Origin of the sequence: Staphylococcus coagulans (assembly GCF_022557135.1) — a bacterium.
GTDB classification, from domain to species: Bacteria; Bacillota; Bacilli; order Staphylococcales; family Staphylococcaceae; genus Staphylococcus; species Staphylococcus coagulans.
On the sequence record NZ_CP092966.1, the window covers coordinates 422432 to 440315 of the forward strand.

14 protein-coding genes and 2 pseudogenes are annotated in these 17884 nt (G+C 37.3%); 14 read left to right on the forward strand and 2 right to left on the reverse strand.

From position 1 onward, the window contains the following. Nucleotides 1-351 precede the first annotated feature (351 nt). From KM149_RS01810 to dhaM, 7 genes are all read left to right on the forward strand, one after another. Nucleotides 352-2103: a sensor histidine kinase gene (locus tag KM149_RS01810; RefSeq protein ID WP_165545295.1), complete on the forward strand. Its 1752-nt coding sequence runs from the start codon at nt 352-354 to the stop codon at nt 2101-2103. Nucleotides 2104-2106: 3 nt separating this feature from the next. Further along, nucleotides 2107-2841, forward strand: a complete 735-nt coding sequence (locus KM149_RS01815; RefSeq protein ID WP_016426052.1) for a response regulator transcription factor LytR — start codon at nt 2107-2109, stop codon at nt 2839-2841. A gap of 428 nt (nt 2842-3269) precedes the next feature. Further along, nucleotides 3270-3710 (forward strand): antiholin-like murein hydrolase modulator LrgA, encoded by a 441-nt coding sequence (gene lrgA, locus KM149_RS01820; RefSeq protein WP_371317747.1) that lies wholly within the window; start codon nt 3270-3272, stop codon nt 3708-3710. Next, nucleotides 3703-4404 carry an antiholin-like protein LrgB gene (gene lrgB / locus KM149_RS01825; RefSeq protein WP_016426054.1) on the forward strand — a complete coding sequence of 234 codons (702 nt, stop codon included), beginning with the start codon at nt 3703-3705 and terminating at the stop codon, nt 4402-4404. The genes lrgA and lrgB overlap by 8 nt, the downstream gene beginning before the upstream one ends. 180 nt (nt 4405-4584) lie before the next feature. Continuing rightward, complete coding sequence (gene dhaK, locus KM149_RS01830) at nt 4585-5553, forward strand: dihydroxyacetone kinase subunit DhaK (protein ID WP_050329886.1); 969 nt, start codon at nt 4585-4587, stop codon at nt 5551-5553. Between the two features lie 12 nt (nt 5554-5565). After that, nucleotides 5566-6147 (forward strand): dihydroxyacetone kinase subunit DhaL, encoded by a 582-nt coding sequence (gene dhaL, locus KM149_RS01835; protein ID WP_050332062.1) that lies wholly within the window; start codon nt 5566-5568, stop codon nt 6145-6147. Next, nucleotides 6144-6503 (forward strand): dihydroxyacetone kinase phosphoryl donor subunit DhaM, encoded by a 360-nt coding sequence (gene dhaM / locus KM149_RS01840; protein ID WP_050329888.1) that lies wholly within the window; start codon nt 6144-6146, stop codon nt 6501-6503. Before dhaL ends, dhaM begins: the two co-directional genes overlap by 4 nt. Before the next feature lie 68 nt (nt 6504-6571). On the opposite strand, the gene KM149_RS01845 is transcribed toward dhaM, so the two are convergent. Beyond that, nucleotides 6572-6922, reverse strand: a complete 351-nt coding sequence (locus KM149_RS01845) for a zinc ribbon domain-containing protein YjdM (RefSeq protein WP_050329889.1) — start codon at nt 6920-6922, stop codon at nt 6572-6574. Nucleotides 6923-7073: 151 nt separating this feature from the next. Here KM149_RS01845 and KM149_RS01850 point away from each other — a divergent pair, with 151 nt between their 5' ends. The 7 genes and pseudogenes from KM149_RS01850 to KM149_RS01875 all read left to right on the forward strand — a co-directional run bounded on the left by KM149_RS01850 (nt 7074) and on the right by KM149_RS01875 (nt 15556). Then, nucleotides 7074-8462, forward strand: coding sequence for an NAD-dependent succinate-semialdehyde dehydrogenase (locus KM149_RS01850; protein ID WP_214971077.1), 1389 nt, complete (start codon nt 7074-7076; stop codon nt 8460-8462). A 348-nt stretch (nt 8463-8810) separates the two neighbouring features. Next, the gene (locus KM149_RS01855; RefSeq protein ID WP_165545301.1) at nt 8811-9131 is read left to right on the forward strand and encodes an antibiotic biosynthesis monooxygenase; all 321 of its coding nucleotides are present in this window, start codon (nt 8811-8813) and stop codon (nt 9129-9131) included. Nucleotides 9132-9284: 153 nt separating this feature from the next. Continuing rightward, entirely contained in the window at nt 9285-10262 is a 978-nt protein-coding gene (locus KM149_RS01860) for an alpha/beta fold hydrolase (RefSeq protein ID WP_165545292.1), read from the forward strand. A gap of 17 nt (nt 10263-10279) precedes the next feature. Continuing rightward, a complete protein-coding gene (locus KM149_RS01865; protein WP_214971074.1) occupies nt 10280-10999 on the forward strand; it encodes a MerR family transcriptional regulator in 720 nt (239 codons plus the stop codon). A 308-nt stretch (nt 11000-11307) separates the two neighbouring features. Continuing rightward, nucleotides 11308-12721 (forward strand): annotated as a pseudogene (locus tag KM149_RS01870) (PTS fructose transporter subunit IIC); the annotation flags it as partial. A gap of 137 nt (nt 12722-12858) precedes the next feature. Continuing rightward, a pseudogene (locus KM149_RS11990) lies at nt 12859-13284 on the forward strand (PTS sugar transporter subunit IIA); the annotation flags it as partial. Between the two features lie 268 nt (nt 13285-13552). After that, nucleotides 13553-15556, forward strand: coding sequence for a coiled-coil domain-containing protein (locus tag KM149_RS01875; RefSeq protein ID WP_214971068.1), 2004 nt, complete (start codon nt 13553-13555; stop codon nt 15554-15556). Between the two features lie 93 nt (nt 15557-15649). On the opposite strand, the gene KM149_RS01880 is transcribed toward KM149_RS01875, so the two are convergent. Beyond that, entirely contained in the window at nt 15650-17683 is a 2034-nt protein-coding gene (locus tag KM149_RS01880) for an amidase domain-containing protein (RefSeq protein WP_214971064.1), read from the reverse strand. Nucleotides 17684-17884 lie beyond the last annotated feature (201 nt).

A 17884-nucleotide genomic window follows, 5' to 3' on the forward strand; every position in this document is an offset into this window, starting at 1 on the left:
CGTACCGCTTCCAGAATTTGGTCGCAGTTATCTTCAAAAATTACAATAACTCGGACGCATCATAACAAATGGCTTTGACTTTAAGGACGAGGTTGGGAAAGGCAATTCCCAACCTCGTCTTTTGTTGTTTATACACGACGAAGTGATTGTATCAGTTTGTTTATCAACTGGAAAATGAAACAAAAATGATGCACTGCGGTTTATAGGGCAATACAATATTGGGGATTTACGACTGATCGCTGTTGCAAAATAGGACGCTTCTTTGAATTTTATCCAATTGCACACGTCATTTCTATTTATTGTGTTAAAATATAATAAATTAATAATCAGTTGAAAAAGGAGAAATATTCAGTGTTTAATTTGACGATATTACTATTGGAACGTGTGGGTCTCATTATTATCCTTGCCTATATTTTAATGAATTCCAGTTACTTTAAAAACACGATGCAGCAACGACAAATGTGGCCCTCAAAATGGCAACTTTGCTTGATATTTAGCCTTTTTGCACTGATGTCTAACTTTACAGGGATTGTCATTCGCAATGGTGACATCCTATCTGGAAGTATTTATTTTCATTTAGATGATGATGTATCGTTAGCCAATACACGTGTTTTAACAATTGGGGTTGCTGGATTAGTAGGAGGTCCATTTGTTGGGGTGTTCGTAGGGATTTTTTCAGGGCTTTTCCGATTATATATGGGAGGTGCTGAAGCTTATACTTATTTAATTTCCTCACTATTTATCGGCTTGATTTCGGGTTATTTTGGTCAGCAAGCACGTCAAAAAAATCAATATCCTTCAATAGGAAAAAGTGCGCTAATCGGGGCGACGATGGAGATTGTCCAAATGATTTGTATTTTTTCGTTTGCACAAGATAAACACTATGCGATTGATTTGATTTCACTAATTGCATTACCAATGATAATTGTTAATAGTGCAGGGACAGCTATTTTTATGTCTATTATTAGTTCCACATTAAAGCAAGAAGAGCAAATGAGAGCTGTACAAACGCATGATGTGTTGCAATTAACAAATCAGACGTTACCTTACTTCAAGGAAGGGCTGAATGAAGATTCTGCCAAGCATGTGGCAATGATTATTAAAGAGTTGATGAAAGTTTCTGCCGTAGCGATTACAAATCGACATGATATTTTAGCACATGTGGGCGCCGGAAGTGATCATCATATTCCGAAAAAAGAAATTATAACGGATTTATCAAAAGAAGTTTTACAAACAGGACAACTCAAAGAAGTTCATACGAAAGGTGAAATCGGATGTACACACCCGCATTGTCCATTACACGCTGCCATTGTGATTCCTTTGAAAATGCATGGGAAAGTGACGGGAACTTTAAAAATGTATTTTACGAATCCGAACAATCTTACTTTCGTAGAACGTCAATTGGCGGAAGGGTTAGCTGAAATATTTAGTAGTCAAATCGAATTGGGTGAGGCTGAGATGCAGAGTAAATTATTGAAAGATGCAGAGATTAAATCATTACAAGCACAAGTCAATCCGCATTTCTTTTTTAATGCGATGAACACGATTTCCGCACTTGTTCGAATTGATAGTGAAAAGGCTAGAGAGCTATTATTAGAACTAAGTCATTTCTTCCGTTCAAATTTACAAGGCTCTCGCCAAAATACGATTACTTTAGAAAAAGAATTAAGCCAAGTGTCTGCTTATCTATCATTAGAGCAAGCACGTTTCCCAGGCAGATTTGATGTGACTTTTGATGTTCCAGAGAATGTGACACAAGCTCTTGTCCCTCCATTTTTAATTCAAATTTTAGTTGAGAATGCGGTAAAACATGCATTTCCAAAACGAAAGACAGACAATCGTATTCGAGTTGTCGCACGGGTTGAAAATCAACAACAATTAGTGATATCGGTTTGTGATAATGGGCAGGGCATTCCGAAAGAAAAATTATCTTTACTAGGTCAGACTGCCGTTGAATCAGAATCGGGCACAGGCAGTGCCTTAGAAAATTTAAATTTAAGATTAAAAGGTTTATTCAGTAATGATGCAGTTTTACATTTTGATACAAGTCACACAGGAACAACGGTATGGTGTACGCTGCCTTATCAACAAAAGGAGGGATAAAGCATGAGGGCGTTAATAGTTGATGATGAACCCCTTGCGCGTAATGAGTTAATCTATTTATTAAATCGTATCGGTGGCTTCGATGTATTGAATGAAGCAGAGAATGTGAGTGAAACGATTGAGGCATTGTTAGTAGACGACTACGACCTTGTTTTTTTAGATATTAACTTAATGGATGAAAATGGCATTGAGCTAGGACGTAAAATTCAAAAAATGAAGTCCCCACCTGCGATTGTATTTGCCACGGCACATGACCAATTTGCTGTTCAAGCCTTTGAATTAAATGCGACAGATTATATTATGAAGCCATTCGAACAAAGCCGTGTCGAGCAAGCCGTTCAAAAAGTACAAGCGCAACTTAAAAAAAGCAAAGCGGCACAGGACATGCCTCCTGTTACGAATGTTGAAACACTTTTACCCATTGAGATTGATGACCGCATCCATATGCTAAATCTTTCTGATGTAATCGGCATTTCAGTTAATAAAGGACTTACTACGATTCATACGACACAAGGTACGTTTGAAACAACAGAGCCTTTAAGCGCATACGAAAAAAAGTTGAACACACCGCAGTTTATTAGAATTCATCGGGCAAATATTATTAATCGACAGCACATTCAAGCTATAGAACATTGGTTTAATTCAACCTATATGGTCACTTTGACAAATGATGTAAAAATGCAAGTGAGTCGTTCCTATATGAAAAGTTTTAAGCAAGTAATGGGTCTTACATCGTAGGCTATGGATTAACTAGTTGAGAAAATGAAAAAGACACTCAAAATTTTGATGGAATTATGAATTTTGAGTGTCTTTTTTGTGTTTGTCTCACGTAGCAAATGGTGACAAAGCAGAGATTGATTTGATTTCGTTCTACCATTTCGACAAGTAGGGTTTCGTGGTACGAGCACTTGATATAACGGCTTCGGAAGCGTAGGTAGCACTTGCTAGTATAATGATTTAAATGTTTTCGTAGATTGAAAATGAAGATAGGATCGCGCCACGCTGGTATTTGAAAGTTTATTTATATTTAATTGAGAAAAATATGTAATGTGTGAAAAAATGCACATAATGCATTTCACCCCCTTATTTTTGCATTTCAGCGTGAAAATGCGGTGAACCTTTCTTTTCATACTATAATGAAGTCAATCAGAAGCACACAGGAGGCCGTGAAGATGGAACAAAAAGTTGAAAAAACGTATAGCTTTTTGCATCAAGTTTTAGTAATTTCGTTAGTGTTATTTGTTTCAAGTATCATTGAATCGTTTATGCCGATTCCAATGCCAGCATCAGTAATAGGACTCGTTTTATTGTTTATCTTATTATGTACAGGCGTTGTGAAATTGGGACAAGTCGAAAAAGTAGGGACAGCATTAACGAATAATATCGGATTTTTATTCGTACCAGCGGGGATTTCAGTCGTTAATTCATTAGGGATTATTAGTGCAAGCCCAATTTTGATTATTGGTCTCATTATTATCTCTACAGTGTTGTTGCTTGTATGTACAGGTTTTGCATCACAAATTATTATGCGTGTAACGACTAAAAATAACGCACAAAAACCAGAAAAAGCACAATCAGAAATGAAAGGAGCACATTCACATGGTTGATCATTTAGGTATTAATACCCCATATTTTGGTATCTTGTTATCCGTTATTCCATTCTTAATTGCAACATATTTATTTAAAAAAACTAATGGTTTCTTCTTATTTGCACCATTATTTGTTGCAATGGTTGTAGGTGTGGCATTCCTACACTTTACAGGCATTCCATATGAAAAATATAAAATAGGTGGCGATGTGATTAATTTCTTCCTTGCACCTGCAACAATTTCATTCGCGATACCTTTATATAAAAAGCGTGATGTGCTCTTAAAACATTGGCACCGTATTATAGGTGGTATAGGAATTGGTACGGTAGTCGCATTAGTAGGTATTTTCTTTGTTGCCAAAGCATTACAGTTTGGTAATGACATCATTGCATCAATGCTTCCGCAAGCAGCAACGACTGCAATTGCATTACCTGTTTCTGAAGGAATTCATGGTATTAAAGAACTTACATCTTTAGCTGTTATACTGAATGCAGTTATTATCTATGCTTTAGGAAACAAATTATTAAAATGGTTCCACATCGATAATAAAATTGCACGTGGTTTAGCATTAGGTACAAGTGGCCACACTTTAGGTGTTGCTGCAGCAAAAGAACTTGGCGAAGTTGAAGAGTCAATGGCGAGCATCGCGATTGTACTCGTAGGGGTTATTGTCGTTGCGGTAGTCCCAGTTTTAACAGCAATATTCTTCTAATATACAATTGTAAAATAAAGTCGTAGGGATGTTTAAAAGGGGTAGTGTCATTATCTAAGAGGTGGCTTAGATAACGGTGCTACTCTTTTTTTGCATAAATTCCTGTTGAATAATCGTTTGACGTGAACGTTTTTATTGTAGAAAGTTATAATAGAAGAAAAGATGAGAGCAGGTGACAACATGAAAAAGTTAATTCAAGAAAAGACACAGTTTTTAAACGACATGTTAGATGGCTTGAAGTATACGAATCCTAATATTGATGTCATAGCAGAAACGGTTGTCGTTCGGAAACACAAAAAAACATCTGGCGTTGCGTTAGTATCAGGGGGTGGAAGTGGTCACGAACCTGCACATGCTGGCTATGTTGCAGAGGGCATGTTAGATGCAGCAGTATGCGGTGAAGTTTTTACATCTCCAACTCCGGATAAAGTATTAGAGGCAATCAAAGCAGTAGATAATGGAGATGGCGTTTTGTTAATTGTTAAAAATTATGCAGGAGATGTCATGAACTTTGAGATGGCTCAAGATATGGCAGCGATGGAAGGCATTAACGTCGAAATGGTCGTTGTTAGAGATGACATTGCCATTGATGATGTGGCTAAAAGAAGGGGCGTTGCCGGCACCGTATGGGTACATAAATATGCGGGCTATTTAGCTGAGCAAGGCACACATCTTAAAGCGCTCAAAACAAAAATTGAACAGTTTCTTGAAGGCGTTCGCTCTATTGGTATGGCCATCATACCTCCTGCAGTACCGACAACAGGCAAATATGGTTTTGATATTGGTGAAGATGAGATGGAAATTGGAATCGGTATTCACGGTGAACGAGGATTAGAAAGAACTCAAATAGAACCGATTGCTCAGATTGTTCAACGCTTAACCACAAAACTAGAACAAGAAGTCGACAGTGATGCATTGATTGTCATGATTAATGGCATGGGCGGTACACCGCTTTCTGAACTCAATATCGTCACAAAATACGTAGCGCAGCAATTAGAAAAAGAAGGTAAAGTTGTCAAAGGGTGGTTCGTTGGGGACTATATGACTTCATTAGATATGCAAGGTTTTTCACTCACATTTGCGCCATATGATGACCATGTTTTAGCAGCACTTAATGCGCCTACAACAAGTCGAAATTTTAATTCATAGGAGGATGTAACAATGGATGTGACAATTTTAAAGGAACGTTTATTAAATTTAAAAGATATCTTTGAAAGAGAAGAAGCCCATTTAACTGATCTCGATCGTGCTATTGGCGATGGAGACCATGGCGTCAATATGAGACGTGGTTTTGAGGCGCTACCTGCACAGCTTGATGATCAGTCTATTGCAACATTACTCAAATCAACAGGGATGACATTAATGTCTAAAGTCGGTGGCGCTTCAGGTCCTTTATATGGTTTTAGTTTTGTTAAAATGTCACAAGTTGCTAAAGATGAAATTGACCATGATAATCTAATCGCAATATTAAAGGCATTTGAAGATGCGGTTGCACAACGTGGCAAAGTAACGCGAGATGAAAAAACGATGTATGATGTCATCTCACGTGCGAGAGAAGCGGTGGAAAATGGTGAGCGTGTAGATTTAGAAAAATTACAAGCATTAGCAGACGCGACTCGTGATATAGAAGCCACTAAAGGGCGTGCATCTTACTTTAAAAAAGAGAGTTTAGGCTATGTAGATCCAGGTGCGCAAAGTAGCGTATATATTTTAAATGCATTAATAGGAGATGAGAACAAATGACAAGTATCGTACTCATTAGTCACAGTGAAAAAATTGCAGAAGGCACAAAAGATTTACTAGAACAAATGGCACAAGGTGTGAGTGTCATTGCCGTGGGTGGTAATGATGGTGAAATAGGGACTTCGTTTGAAACAATCTCAGAGGTATTGAATGATTTAGAGGAAGATGCGATTTGTTTCTTTGACATTGGGTCTTCAGAAATGAATTTAGATATGGCTATTGAAATGTATGCAGGGCATTACCGAATTGAGAAAGTCGATGCGCCTATTGTAGAAGGCAGTTTTATCGCAAGTGTGTCATTATCAACTGGACAATCTATGGACGAGGCCATCGCTTCTGTCAGAGATACATTTTAACTTGAAATAAAAAAGGATGAAACAACGATAACCTAAAAGGTTTATTGTTTCATCCTTTATTTTGTATGTTAGTTAATTTTCTTCACAACTTCTGATTTTAAGCCTATTTGACCAAAACCGGGGATTTTACAGTCAATATCATGACCATCTTCTGGGTCGACGAGTTTAATATTTTTAACTTTTGTACCTTGTTTGATGACACCTGATGTGCCTTTAATTTTTAAATCACGGATAACTGAAACCGTGTCACCGTCTTTTAGTTCGTTGCCATTTGCATCACGAATGATTTCTGCGGCAGCCGCTTCTTCAACTGCATTTTTAGTCCATTCAAACGCACACATCGGACAAACATAAGCAGCACCATCTTCATAAGTATATTCTGAATCACATTGTGGACAGTTTGGAATTGCGGTTGTCATTTTCTAATCACTACTTTCCTCAGGATATACTTATAATCTAGCATATTCAAGATGAAAAGTATGTAACAAATTGAAGATAGTGTTACGATAAGAATAACAAAAAATTGAGCACATTTAAAATCTATTCATTGAGAGGAAGCGAGATGGTAAAATGTCAAATTTAGAAGTCAAAAATCCTTCTACAGATGAAGTCATTGCAACTTATCCTTATACTGACGAGCAAACCATTCATTCTAAAATTGAGCGTGCACATCAAGCATTTTTATCGTGGCGTGATGTTGATGCCCATGAACGTTCACGTTTGTTATGGTCTTGGTCAGCTTTAATTAAAGACAATCGTGAAGCCTTAGCGCGATTAATTACATTAGAAGGGGGCAAACCTTACGTAGAAGCACTCGGGGAAGTAGATTACGCAGTCTCTTATGTCGATTGGTATGCTGAAGAAGCTAAAAGAACATATGGTCGAACAGTACCTGCGAATACGCCAGATAAAAAAATCATCATTGATAAGTTTCCAGTAGGCGTTGTTGCAGCAATTACACCATGGAACTTTCCAGCGGCGATGATTACTAGAAAAATGGCACCTGCTCTTGCAGCAGGCTGTACTATTGTATGTAAACCTGCCACAGAAACCCCTATGACGACGATTCGATTGGTTGAACTAGCCCATGAAGCGGGCATACCTGAAGACGCAATATCATATGTCTTAGCAAGCGGTAAAACAGCAGGCGAAATCTTTACGACACATCCCGATGTCCAAAAGGTTACATTTACAGGTTCAACACCAGTAGGTAAAAAATTAATTGAACAATCTGCCAGTACAGTTAAAAATGTCACAATGGAACTCGGGGGCCTTGCTCCGCTCATTGTACATAAAGATGCTGACATTGACCAAGCGGTTGCGCAAACAATTGCGACTAAATTTAGAAATGCAGGTCAAACTTGTATTTGTGCAAATCGTATTTATGTTCACCACGCGATCGCTGATGAATATGAGCGACAGTTAATTGAACAAGTCCATGCGCTTAAAGTGGGAGATGGCATGGCAGAAGATGTTAAAGTTGGACCGCTTATTAATGAAAAGGCAGTTGAGAAAGTGATTGATCACTTACAAGATGCAGAACAACATGGCGGACAACTTTCTAGAAGCTGGGATGAAGTGAAATTAGGCGGTAATTTCATTAATCCGGTCGTTGTCACACAAGTCAATCAAGAGATGAAATGTATGCATGAAGAAACGTTTGGTCCAGTGGCGCCAGTTATGCGTTATGAGGATTTAGACGAAGCCATTCGAATGGCTAATGATACAGAATTTGGACTCGCTGCTTATTTCTTCACGAATGATTATCGTACAGGTTTATATATTTATAATCATTTAGATTACGGCGTGATTGGATGGAATGATGGTGGACCTTCTGCAGCACATGCACCCTTTGGTGGCATGAAAGAAAGTGGCTACGGTCGTGAAGGTGGCATTGAAGGCATCGAACCCTATTTAGAAACTAAGTATTTATCTATCAAAGTAGACGATCCGTCTTAAAATGCGTAAAAAAAATAAATCAATGTAAAAAATGATATAAAAATGGGAGAGGGACTGTGAGATGATTCGCAATCCGCTCTCCTTTTCATTTGTTACACAGGGTGTTCACTAGAATGGGTATGCTCTATGATGTGATGTTAATCACAACTTCAAATCCATTTTGATATGAAATGAAGACGTGAAATCCGAATTATAGTTGATATTGATAATCGTTATCAAATATAATAGAGGTGTCGAAAGATAATCAAAGTTTGAGCGCGATGGATGATGTTTGAAGCGTCTTGGACAGGTGATTAAAACTAAAGTGTTTTTGTCCATGCGTATCAGGAATAAGGAGTTGGAAGTATGATGTTTATGGCAGAAAATAAATTGACATTAACAAAAGGAACAGCACAGGAAACGATGCAACGTTTTCATCAACGTCAAGGCATTGAAACGATGGATGGCTTTATAGAAATGTATGTGACACAAACGAATGATTTAGAAGAATTTGATGAAGTAAAAATTTTAACCATTTGGCATTCAGAGCAAGCATTTAAAAATTGGCTTTCTTCAGATGTTTTTAAAGCCTCACATAAAAACGTGAGAAGTCATCGAGAGGACACAGAAAGTCCAATCATTAAAAACAAAGTCTCTACGTATACGATCGACTATCATTACAAAAAATAATGCATGGTGTATCGACAAATTGAATACAAATCCTTTCACGGTTTTGGACGCGCGTATCACGTCCAAAGCCTTTTTTTATGGTTTTAAGGTGTTCGCTTACTCTAAAGGATAAGAAATGATTTATAATTGATATGAAAGATTTGAGGTGTAGAGATGAAAACATATATAGAAGCAGATGGCCGCAAAGTGAAGAAATTATATCTTTCTCTAAATGGACATCGCCAAGGCGTTATTATTGAAACAATGGATGAACAAAATCCAATTTTATTAGTCGTGCATGGGGGACCAGGTTTTCCACTTTATCCATTTTTTCGCGCACACCATATTGATTTGACGGATCAGTATACGGTCGTTTATTGGGATCAGAGAGGGACGGGAATGTCGTATACACGTCAAATAGTAGGGATGTGCGACCTCATTGATGATTTATATCAACTCATCCAATTTTTACGTTTACATTTTCATCAAGATAAAGTGTTTTTAATGTGTCACTCGTTTGGAACCATTATCGGTACCCATGTGGCGCACCGTTATCCAGAAGTGATTGCAGCTTATATTGGTATGGGGCAACTAGGAAATGTTTTTCATAATGAACAGCTTATACTTGATCATTTACGCTTTTTAGCTCATGAAGAAAACAATCAAAATGCGGTTAAACGCTTAAACCGTGTACACCTCACGCGTCAGTTTAATACAGATCGCTACTATGGTCGCGTACGCCAACGTTACACAGAGCGTTATAAAGTTGGATTTTCAAGTCATGGCTATTCGTTATGGCGTATGTTTAAAGTGATGATGTCCACACCTTACTATAAATTAATAGAGCGGATTAATATTGTGAGAGGGAGTCTCTCAACATTTGAGCACTTAACGAATGAGATGGCCAATGTCGATTTAAATGATATTGCCCAGGAAATAACAGTGCCTTTTTACGTTTTGCAAGGTGTCCATGATTTGCAAACGACGTATGAAGATAGTAAAGCCTTTTTTGATCGTGTGGCTTCAAAAGATAAGCATTTCTATGCCTTTCAAGACACGGCACATGCACCTTTTATAGATGAACCTAAAAAAATGCTCGCAATTATGCATAAGATTGTTGACCATGACGTAAGGTCATCGTGTACAACGTAAATAAGGAGGTGAGATCAATGTCCCATTATTCGACAGGTGAGCTTGCTGAAAAGTTCAATATTTCAAAGCGAACGTTACAATATTATGATCGACAAAAGTTATTAAAGCCAGCCTTTGTTAAAGATAATCAATATCGTATTTATACTGATCGTGAAGCGGAACAATTGAACCTGATTTTAATGATGAAGTCTTTAGGTTTAAGCTTGACTGAAATCCGAAAATTGATTCATGCAGAGGGCACACTTAAGACGGTTCGTTCAATTTTAGAACAAAAAATAAGTGCATCAGAAGAAATGATTCATCAACAGCAACTTCAATTAAAGCAGATGAAAACAATTCAAAAAATGATTGCTACGTCATCAACAGCACCTGTGCATACACTATCGGACATTGAGAAAATAATGAAAAATCGACCTTATTTATCTCAGTTAACACAAAAAACGATGGTGCTGGGTACTACAGCATCATTGGCCAATGTCATTGGAATCAGTCTTAGTTTGAAAAACCAAACCGCGTGGCCAACCGCTATAGCATTGACTTATAGTGCTATTGTTGCGTACCGTATGACAGTCGATTATTATGGCAAGGTGAAATATCAATGCCCTAACTGTCAGACAACGTTCAAACCTGACTTATGGACTTGGGCGTTTGCAAGCCATACGTTAACAACACGGAAATTCGAATGTCCCCATTGTCATTTTAATGGATACTGTACTGAAGTTTATGATGAAAGTTAAGCATGCAAATCCAACATGGAACAGAATGCGATTTTTAAATGAGCATTGTTAAATTGAACAAAAATTTGAAGAGATCACGGTGGTAGGGAAGATTGTTTTTGATGAAAGCTTGATTTAAAGCAATGCATCAAATCTGTCATTTACTACCACTTTTCTTATGTGTTCTTTATCGGTTCAGAAGTCTCTTTTTTATATAAGAAACTATCAGTTAGACAATGTTGTAAGCGCTTAAAATATTCATTGAAATACAATCAGCAAGGGGATAATATGGAGGTGTATTTGAATTTTAGAAAGAGGAAGTGTTAGGCGTGAATATACTTGCAATCACATCTTGTCCCAATGGTATTGCACATACATATATGGCACAAGAAAAGTTAGAACAAGCTGCAAAAAAGCTAGGTGTCAACATTAAAGTTGAGACACAAGGCGGTATTGGGGTCGAAAACGAATTAACAGCAGAAGAGATTGAAAAAGCAGACGGTATTATTATTGCATCAGATCGACAAGTTGACTTATCACGTTTTGTTGGAAAACCTTTAATTAGAGAAAGCGTCCGTGCAGGGATTCATCAACCAGAAGCTCTGATACAACGCGTTATTGATGGACATGTGCCTATCTATCAAGGTGATAAAATCAATGTACCTTCTGAAGATGATACAGAGAATAATTCGTCTACTAAGCATCAGGGTGTTCAAGCAGTCTATCAGCACCTTATGAATGGTGTTTCTTTCATGGTCCCATTTATTGTAGTAGGGGGATTGTTGATTGCCATTGCCTTATCATTAGGAGGCGAAAAGACCGCAACACAGGGTTTAGTAATTCCGGATGACTCGTTTTGGAAGCCTTTTGAAAAAATAGGGGCACTGTCTTTTAGTTTTATGGTTCCTATTTTAGCTGGGTATATCGCGATGAGTATTGCTGATAAGCCAGGACTTGTACCAGGCATGATTGGAGGTGCAATAGCGGCGGATGGAAGTTTTTATGGCAGTGATGCAGGGGCAGGCTTTTTAGGAGGAATTGTCGCAGGATTTTTAGCGGGCTATATCGCTAAGTGGATTAAAAATATAAAAGTTCCTAAAGCTATGGCGCCGATTATGCCTATTATTGTGATTCCAATCATTGCTTCTATTCTTGTTGGCGTGATCTTTATATTTGTGATTGGTGCACCTATTGCTAGTGTGTTCAGCGCATTGACAGTTTGGTTAAAAGGCATGCAAGGTGCAAATATCGTGATTTTAGCGATGATTATTGGTGCAATGATTGCTTTTGACATGGGAGGCCCAGTGAATAAAGTGGCATTTTTATTTGGTTCTGCTTTAATCGCTGAAGGTAACTATAGTGTAATGGGAATGGTTGCTGTTGCAGTTTGTACACCGCCGATTGGACTCGGACTCGCAACATTTATCAAAAAGAGTAAATTCAATCAAAATGAAATTGAAATGGGTAAAGCCTCTTTTACGATGGGCTTGTTTGGTATTACAGAAGGAGCCATCCCATTTGCTGCTCAAGATCCATTACGCGTCATACCTGCAAACATGGTAGGAGCAATGATTGCTTCAGTGATTGCGGCGCTGGGTGATGTAGGGGATCGTGTTGCCCATGGTGGACCCATTGTTGCTGTTTTAGGTGGCATTGATCACATCCTTATGTTTGCGATTGCAGTCATAGTCGGAAGTTTCGTGACGATGGCAGTCGTGTTAATTTTAAGAAAAAAACCTGTTGCACGTCGTAGTAGTAACGAACAAGTAGATCAAATGCCAAACGAACGCACAAAGGAAATGCGCGATGATACGCATGTAGCGGTGTCATCCGTAGAGGCTAAAGATGAGAATGCTCAAGTCGACGAACTGTTTGATGCGAATGTGATTTTAAACATCAATCAGTCAATGTCACGAGATCATGCGATTGATATATTGGTTGATGCGTTGCAAAAGGCTGGCTATGTTAATGATGAAGTCGTACTCAAAGAAGCTATTTTAGCGAGAGAAGCAGAGGCAACGACTGCGCTCGGAATGAACATTGCGATGCCTCATGCAAAAACAGATGCGATTCGTCAGCCTGTCGTCGCCGTGTTAAAAAATGATATAGGTGTAGAATGGGAGAGCATAGATGGTACATGGCCACAATTAATCTTTTTAATTGCGGTGCCACTGCATAGTCATGATACACACTTGAAAGTACTCCAACAATTATCAAAAGCATTAATGCAAGATGACAAACGAATGCAATTGTTGAATGCTTCAGATACTAAAGCATTATATAGTGATATACAAAGGTTAATATAAGCGCTTGTTAAAACCATATTGAAAAAATGGTTTAAAAGCAACTGATGGTACAAACAAGATAGCCATGAGTTGCTTTTTATTATTAATATAAGTAGTGAGCAATTCTAATTTATTTCTGTGATAATGAATAGAATATTAAAGGTTTTTCATCCTTTTTGAACGAGATCTTCACAATTACATTTTGTATTATACATTTTCAGATAATAAATATTTAAAATTTTCAACGGAGGGTCTATAATAGTAACATGAAAAAGAAAGGAAGGATGACATGACTCAGTCAAAATCAACGCGACATGTCAATGTGCGCCATCATTTATTAAAAACTGGTACCGCGCTTTGTTTAGTAGGATCATTATTCTATTATCCAATCAGTGCAACCTCCCCTTCTTATGCACATGCATCAACTCAGTCAGACGATGATATTCAACGATTACTTGACGATGCAGAACATCAAATTAATAAAATGGATTCATTGAATACAGATTATAAAAATGATTTCTTAGAACTTCTACGCGCAAATGATGATTCTCAACAAAGTATTAACAAAGTCATCGAAGAAGCTGAAGCAGCAAATAAAAAAGCGAAAGATGCAGAGAAGAAGGATGACGTTAGACCTCAACTAGACAGTATTGATCAAAGAATCGAACAGCTAAAAAAAGAAGTTGACAGACATCAACAGGAGACACCTCAAATCAAAAATAGAACAGATGCCCCTCAACCATCGCATGCGAGTGCTTCGGATGATGATGATTTGTCGAAATTGATAGATACAATCAATGATTTATCGAAAAAAGAAACAGAACAACCAAAGTCTGAACCAGCACAAAATAATGATGGTACACACGGTCAATCGCAAAGTGATAACCGTCAAAAACAGAGTGATGAAATACCAAAAAATGATACCACTTCTGACGCTCAACCCGATACATTCAATGATATTGCTGAAGAAAAGCGCAAACATTTGAGTGATACAAAAGACCAACTTCGTCAAATGGATCGTGATTTGACAGCAGATAGAGACACATTGCACCAAAAGTTAAATCAACGCGATGAGGCGTTAAAAGATTTGCTTAACGATCGAGACAGTGTCGTATCACAAATTGATGATATGGCTTCAAAATCAGTTGATGATCAATCTGAAGATTACTTAACGCAAAAACGCCAACATTTAGATGAGCTTCAAAATAAAATTGATAGCCGCTCAGACCTCTCACCTAAGCAACAACAAAAGTTGCATGAAAGTGCGAAGACTGTTGTATCACAATTGAACCAACAAAATGATGAGATATTGTCTCGTTTAAAAGCAGCCAATGATAAACAAGTTGCGGTTAAATCGATATTAAGTGACTTATATAATGATAATCAAGCAGAAGCAATCGCAAAGCAAATTCATACACATGGTCAAAACAATCAACAAATTGCCGACCAATTGCAACGTGCGATTGATGATTTGAAACAAACACATAGTGATACGCTGTTGTTAGGTATGTTAGATAACACAACACACACTAAAGATTTGGTGACTACTTTATTAAATACACGTTTTGATGAACAAAAATCGAAACATTTAGCTCAAAAAATTATGGAAGGACAACCTTCAAATCAAGAAATTTTGAATAGACTCAAAAAATATTATAAAGAAAATGGCAAAGCGACGAGCGATGATATTTTAAATGCGCTATTAAAACAAGCGCATAATAAAAAAGATGCGATTGAAGCCATTTTAGATGGTCGTTTAAATCCTGATAATGCGTCATTAATTGCGCAACGTATTTCAAAGGATATTCATAATACAAAAGACTTACTAAAATTAATTCATGGTGAGTTGGATGCACAAGCGAATCGTCTACTCACACTACAAAAACAAATCAAAGATGTTAGAAATGATTTCCGCACTAATATTAATGACATTTTATCACCGTTACGCCATTTGCCAACCTTAGATTTAACAAATCAACGTCATCGTTTATTGTTACCTTCTGAAAGTACAAATGATAAATTAAGAAAACTACTGAATCAAAGACCTTCAGGTGGATTAGGTGGATTATTCCAACATGATTTTGCACCAAAACCAACCATTGATCCGTACCAAAAAGTAAATAAACTCGCAACGGGTGACAACTTCTTAGATAACTTATTCGATGAAAATGGTAATTTTAAATTACCAGACTCAGGTCAAATCACTAAAAATGCAGCATTGCCAATTGGTATTGTTGTCGTCATTTTAGGTATCGGTTTATTAATTAAGTATTTGAAAAAACGTAAACAATAAAATAACCGAAGATAAAAAAGAACAGCAACACAAACTGATTTGACAGTGCGTGTTGCTGTTCTTTTTTGTAAATCAAGTTGTAATGAATAAAGGTTACTCGTTTGAAGTGCCACCTTTAATATAGTCTAGAGAGTCAGCATCTTCTTTATCGATTGTACGATAAGAAATGACACCTAGTCCTTTGACGTTAGATTCAGAGACAACGATAGAACCATCTTTATTTACCTTTTCAACAAAAGCAACGTGACCGTAGTAACGGTCCGCGCCTAATTGACCAGGTTTGAAGACAACAGCAGTATGTGCTTCAGGTTCACTTGAAACAGAGAAGCCTTTCGTTAATGCTGAGTAAGTCCAGTCACTCGCATTACCCATATCTCCTGCGATATCCTTATCAAATTGTGCCATTCGAAGGTATACATACCATGTACATTGACCTTGAGGATATGGTGAAGCACTTGTCGCTCTGAATGGCTTAAAGTCGCCACTTACGTCTTCACTATTTTGGTTCATTGTATCTTCGTCTAACAATGAACCCATTTTTTTATGGTCGAAGCGTGTTAAATCATAAGTTTTAATCAATGATTTTAATTTTTCGTCGTACTGTGGATCCGTTGCATATGTACCGACAAGCTCTGAAACAGCTGTACGATAGCTGGAGCTTTCACTTTTCCATGTTCCTTTGTAAATGGAAGGATTTCCATCAATACCATTTTTAATTAAATCTGCATAATCGTTTAGCGAAGATTTATGATCTGGATATTTTCTGAAATCCGCATGAATTTGATACATTGAGTGTCCGTCAGACTCTAATGTGTTAAAACCTACAGACTCTCCTTTATAGCTTCCTTTCATACCGAAAAGGTTGAAATTCGGTTCACGTGATAATGTACTTTGGCCCGAATCAGATTCCAAAATCGCTTGCGCAATCATAATCGATGCGTAAATATCTTCTTTTTGACCGATATCATGTGCATCTTTGGCAATATCATTGATAAATTTACGCGTAGATTCTGTTGGTACAACGCGAAATGTATCGGATGAAGATGAAGCATCATTACGACTTGGCATTTGTTCAAATAACGTTGTTTGACGTAAATGACTATTTTGAGGCAAATCTTTAAACGTTTGCGCAGGTGCTTGTTCACGTGAATGTTTCAATGCATCTAGTTCAGGGATTTGCTCATCATGACCGTTTGAATTTTTATGTTTCTGTTTCTGATAATTTTGATGTGTTTTTGTTGCATTATCACTGTATTCATCTAAAAGTGAATCAATCATATCATCATTCTTACTTTTTGATGTTGAAGCACTACTTTGTTCTTGATCTTGTTTGTCTTCTGAATTTGATTGTTGCGCATCTGTTTGATTGTCTTCTTTATTTGAAGTTGTGTCATGTGCACTTGAATGGTCTGTTTCTGAAGATGATTGTGAATCATTCATCTGCGGTTGTTCACTGTTTTGATTATCAGACTGTGAGCGGTCATTGTTATCATCTTTTGCAACTGAATCGTCTACAGAAGCGGATGTGTCATGGTCATCACGAGATGCTTCTGAGTCAGAAGATGGCTGTTGATTGTTTGTAGTGTGATGAGTGCCTTTTAAAATATCGTTAAGCGCATCAAAAAAGTCACGCTCTTCAGGTTGAGCGGCACTCTGTTCATCACTTGAAGTGTTCTCAGCAAGCGATACATCTGATGAAGATGGAGCGTCACTTGAATGCGGTTCGTTTGTGAAGTGACTGCTTTGTGCATCGTCACTTTGATTATTGAAAGAATGGTGGAATAAGTCGCTAAACCAATCATTACTTTTCTTATATGTTGGCCAATTCCCAATCGAAGAAAAACTTGATTGAGATGGATATTCAAAAGTATGCGCACTATGTTTGGAACGCTTTTCTTTTGTCTTTTTATCTTGTTTTGAGTCATCTGATTTTTCAGAAGAACGCTCTTTTGAATTGTCATCATGATTGCGATCTTGTGATGTTTCTTGTTCATCATCTACATCTGAAATTTTATCTTTTACAGTTTCTGTCGCTTTAGGTGAGGCAGCATGTGCCAAGTTTGATGTGACAGGGGGAAAGATAAGGGCTGTGGTCAATAAACCTGTGAAAATAAATTTACTTTTCAAAGCGTTACTCCTTTTCTCTATATAGTTTTTGTCTTGCAATCAAAAAGGGAGACTCATATCCTAGAAATGTGAATCATATTTTTGGTTACGAAACGACTTAGTTTGTATAAAAAGTGATATATGAAAGACATGATAAATGCTATACAAACCAAGGATGAACTTGTTATACTATGGTGTGTCTTTGCAACTTGTTGACATATG

Bases quoted from the DNA above. Each gene is read 5' to 3' on its own strand.
- KM149_RS01815 (WP_016426052.1), top strand. From the start codon at position 2,107: ATGAGGGCGTTAATAGTTGATGATGAACCCCTTGCGCGTAATGAGTTA.
- lrgB (WP_016426054.1), top strand. From the start codon at position 3,703: ATGGTTGATCATTTAGGTATTAATACCCCATATTTTGGTATCTTGTTA.
- dhaK (WP_050329886.1), top strand. From the start codon at position 4,585: ATGAAAAAGTTAATTCAAGAAAAGACACAGTTTTTAAACGACATGTTA.
- dhaL (WP_050332062.1), top strand. From the start codon at position 5,566: ATGGATGTGACAATTTTAAAGGAACGTTTATTAAATTTAAAAGATATC.
- dhaM (WP_050329888.1), top strand. From the start codon at position 6,144: ATGACAAGTATCGTACTCATTAGTCACAGTGAAAAAATTGCAGAAGGC.
- KM149_RS01845 (WP_050329889.1), bottom strand. From the start codon at position 6,922: ATGACAACCGCAATTCCAAACTGTCCACAATGTGATTCAGAATATACT.
- KM149_RS01850 (WP_214971077.1), top strand. From the start codon at position 7,074: ATGTCAAATTTAGAAGTCAAAAATCCTTCTACAGATGAAGTCATTGCA.
- KM149_RS01855 (WP_165545301.1), top strand. From the start codon at position 8,811: ATGTTTATGGCAGAAAATAAATTGACATTAACAAAAGGAACAGCACAG.
- KM149_RS01860 (WP_165545292.1), top strand. From the start codon at position 9,285: ATGAAAACATATATAGAAGCAGATGGCCGCAAAGTGAAGAAATTATAT.
- KM149_RS01865 (WP_214971074.1), top strand. From the start codon at position 10,280: ATGTCCCATTATTCGACAGGTGAGCTTGCTGAAAAGTTCAATATTTCA.
- KM149_RS01875 (WP_214971068.1), top strand. From the start codon at position 13,553: ATGACTCAGTCAAAATCAACGCGACATGTCAATGTGCGCCATCATTTA.